Origin of the sequence: Megasphaera sp. AF13-6AC (assembly GCF_027685385.1) — a bacterium.
GTDB lineage: Bacteria > Bacillota > Negativicutes > Veillonellales > Megasphaeraceae > Megasphaera > Megasphaera micronuciformis.
Window position 1 is genome coordinate 1,019 of record NZ_JAQCUN010000104.1, and the last position, 3,513, is coordinate 4,531.

Below are 3,513 nucleotides of genomic sequence, written 5' to 3' on the forward strand. Positions count from 1 at the left end.
TGGTCCATGAACTGAGACAACTGACTGGATCCGAAGAATTCTTTAATAGCCGCTACGACAGGACGAATATTAATGAGGGCTTGCGGTGTAATCGTTTCCGCATCCTGTACGGTCATGCGTTCGCGTACGACACGTTCCATACGCGTAAGGCCGATACGGAACTGATTCTGCAATAATTCACCGACACAACGCAGGCGACGATTGCCCAAATGGTCGATATCGTCCACATTTCCGAACCCGTCCATAAGGTTTAATAAATAGCCTATATTGGCAATAATATCTTCTTTGGTAATCGTCCGGTGGTCATAAGGCAAGTTGCTGTTATTACAAATAATCTTGGCAACCGTACCGTCCTGTTTTTCCGCAAATACTTCAATCAGGCCGTCAAAGTTAAAGACGCCGCTTTCTTTAATCTTGGCGATTTCTTCAGCACCGATGACAGTCTGTGCCGGCAATACGAGCTCACCCGTTTCGCTGTTAACGATAGGTTCATGCAAGGTAATACCGAAAAGGCGATGTTCCCACCCCAACTTACGAGCCGCCTTATAACGACCGACTCTGGCCATGTCATAGCGTCTGGGGTCGAAGAACAAACCTTCAAAGAGGCTGCGTGCGCTTTCCACCGTCGGAGGTTCGCCGGGGCGAAGTTTTTTATAGATTTCTACAAGAGCTTCTTCTTGCGATTCTGTCGTATCCTTTTCAAAGGTAGCCTGTAACCGAGGGTCATTATAGAAAAGTTCCATAATATCGTTATTTGTCGGCCAGCCGAGGGCACGAATAAGAACCGTTGCCGGAATCTTCCGGTTTCTGTCAATACGAGCATAGACGATGCCGTTTGTGTCCGTTTCCAATTCAATCCAGGCACCGCGATTAGGGATGATGGTGGAGCTGTACAGACGAATGCCCATAGGGTCGATTTCACGACCGTAGTACACGCCGGGCGAACGTACCAATTGGCTGACAATAACACGTTCGGCCCCGTTGATAATAAACGTACCTGTATCGGTAATCAGAGGGAAGTCGCCCATAAATACTTCCTGGCTTCTTCTCTCACCCGTTCCGCGGTCGAGAAGGCTGATCTGCACGCGAAGAGGCGCGGAATACGTCGTATCCCGTTCTTTACATTCTCGAATATCATATTTCGGTTCGCCTAACGAGAAGTCTTCAAAAGACAAGGACAGATTGCCCGACGCGTCTTCAATCGGCGAAATATCTTTAAATATGTCCTTCAACCCTTTTTCTAAAAACCATTTGTAAGATTTAGTCTGCAAATCCAACAAATGAGGCATCTTCAAGACCTCGTTAATCTTCGCATACGTATACCGAGTTCTCTTCCCTACTTGTACAGGTTTGAACATGCTGCAACTTCACCCCTTATAAAAAGTAAATCTCTTAAAACGGAAGCCCTGAGTTTACGGAAAAGCGACAAAAAAGCAAGGCTCTGACATAACCTGAACCTTGCTTAATTTTCCTTGTTAAGGATGAATGCCTCCGTGTATAAAAACAGACCTTCTGCTGGATATTCTGCAATGAGTTATTATAGCACACGAGTTTTTTCTCGTCAACAAGCCGATATGAATTTGTCAAGTATTATTTTTCAACTTTCGCAAGCGTATATTTCTTTTTACCCTTGCGAACAATAATATATGAACCTTCCGAATTTTTGTGAGGTCGAACGATTTCTTCCAAATCGGTTACCTTGATGCCGTTAATCGTAATCGCACCGTTTTGGACATCTTCTCGAGCTTGGCGCTTGGAGGGACAAATTTTTGTGTCGACCAGCCAATCGACAACAGCCTTTTCTTCAGGTCCTACCGTTACGGTAGGCATTTTGCCGAAAGCCTGTTCCAATTCACGTTTCGTCAAGTCGGCAATACTGCCTTGATACAAGGCTTCCGTAATATTTTCCGCTTCCTGCAAAGCCTCTTTTCCATGTACGAATATCGTTACCTCTTCAGCCAACCGACGCTGTGCCAATCTTTTTTCCGGCTCCTCTTTTACGGCATTTTCCAGTTCTTCAATTTCTTCTTGTCCCAAGAAGGTGAAGTATTTCAAATACCGCACGACGTCCGCATCATCTTGGTTAAGCCAGAATTGGTAGAACTCGAAGGGTGACGTTTTTTCCGGATCGAGCCAAACAGCTCCCCCCGCCGTCTTACCGAATTTCGTGCCGTCCGACTTCAACATAAGCGGAATGGTCAACCCGTACGCTTCCTGTTCCGACCCTTCCAGTTTATGAATCATGTCGATACCGGCCGTAATATTTCCCCACTGATCGGCACCGCCGATTTGTATCTGCACATCCCGTTCTTTTAAGAGATGATGGAAGTCTACGGACTGTAAAATCTGATAAGAAAATTCCGTAAAGGAAATCCCCGCTTCCAAACGACTGGCAACCACATCCTTAGCCAACATAACATTGACACTGAACAATTTGCCGTAATCGCGCAAGAAACCGAGAAGATCCAGTTTAGAGAGCCAATCATAGTTATTGACAATGGTAATATTGGAGTCTTCACCGAAAAGACGCAAGAACTGTGTTTTTAATTTTTTCGCATTTTCACCGATTTGTTCAACCGTTTGTAACTGTCTTTCCGTTTTCCGTCCGCTGGGATCACCGATAACACCCGTACCGCCGCCGATAAGGATATACGGATGATGGCCTGCCAATTGAAATCGTTTTAACATCATAAAAGGAATCAAATGTCCGATATGCATGCTGTCACCCGTCGGGTCAACGCCGCAATACAAGGAGACGCTCTTTTCTTGCGTCAACTTGCGTAATCCCGCTTCGTCGGTCATTTGATTAACCGCGCCGCGCCAAGATAATTCATCAATAATATTCATGGCTCTCGCTCCTTTATATAATATGGATTTATTATAGCAGTTACCCTTGCGATTCTCAACGTATTTTACTTAGCTTCCTCCTTGCAAAAAAGAAAGCGACTCCTACGAGTCGCTTCTTATTTATGAAAATCGTGTTAAATCGGCAATGGCCGACTTGGCCGATAACCAGGTATGCAGCGGATTGAAACCGGCTTTTTCAAGTTCCAATTGGCAAGCAAATACGGCCGGAACGGCACTTTTACAAATATCTTGCTCATACATGTACTTTAACCCTGTTTTTAAATCTCCGTCACATAAAACCTTCCCTTTTTCCATCAAGACCAGACGTGTCGCATAGGGGACGGCGGCTTCAAGCGAATGTTCAATAACAATAATCGTATGACCGTGGGCCCGGTTCAATTCATGAACGAGTTCATAGAATTCATGAGTTCCTTCCGGATCAAGGGCCGATGTCGGTTCATCGAAGACCAAAATTTCCGGATTGGTTGCCAAGACACCGGCAATGACCAAGCGCTGCCGTTGCCCGCCCGAAAGATCCGACAAACGACGTTCACGAAATTCCGCAAGTCCGACTTTTTCCAACGCTTCATCAACGGCCACGGCAATCTCTTCGGCACCCATTCCCATATTTTCCAGAGAAAAGGCGATTTCTTCTTCAACCGTCAT

The 3,513-nt window shown here is 45.6% G+C and carries 2 protein-coding genes and 1 pseudogene; all 3 read right to left on the bottom strand.

The features are described 5' to 3' along the window. Window positions 1-1,358 (bottom strand): annotated as a pseudogene (locus PGX78_RS06305) (DNA-directed RNA polymerase subunit beta); the annotation flags it as partial. A 232-nt stretch (window positions 1,359-1,590) separates the two neighbouring features. Further along, complete coding sequence (gene tyrS / locus PGX78_RS06310) at window positions 1,591-2,847, bottom strand: tyrosine--tRNA ligase (RefSeq protein ID WP_270445929.1); 1,257 nt, start codon at window positions 2,845-2,847, stop codon at window positions 1,591-1,593. Between the two features lie 120 nt (window positions 2,848-2,967). After that, window positions 2,968-3,513, bottom strand: a 546-nt coding sequence (locus tag PGX78_RS06315; protein ID WP_270445930.1) for an energy-coupling factor ABC transporter ATP-binding protein, incomplete at its 5' end; no start/stop codon positions are given.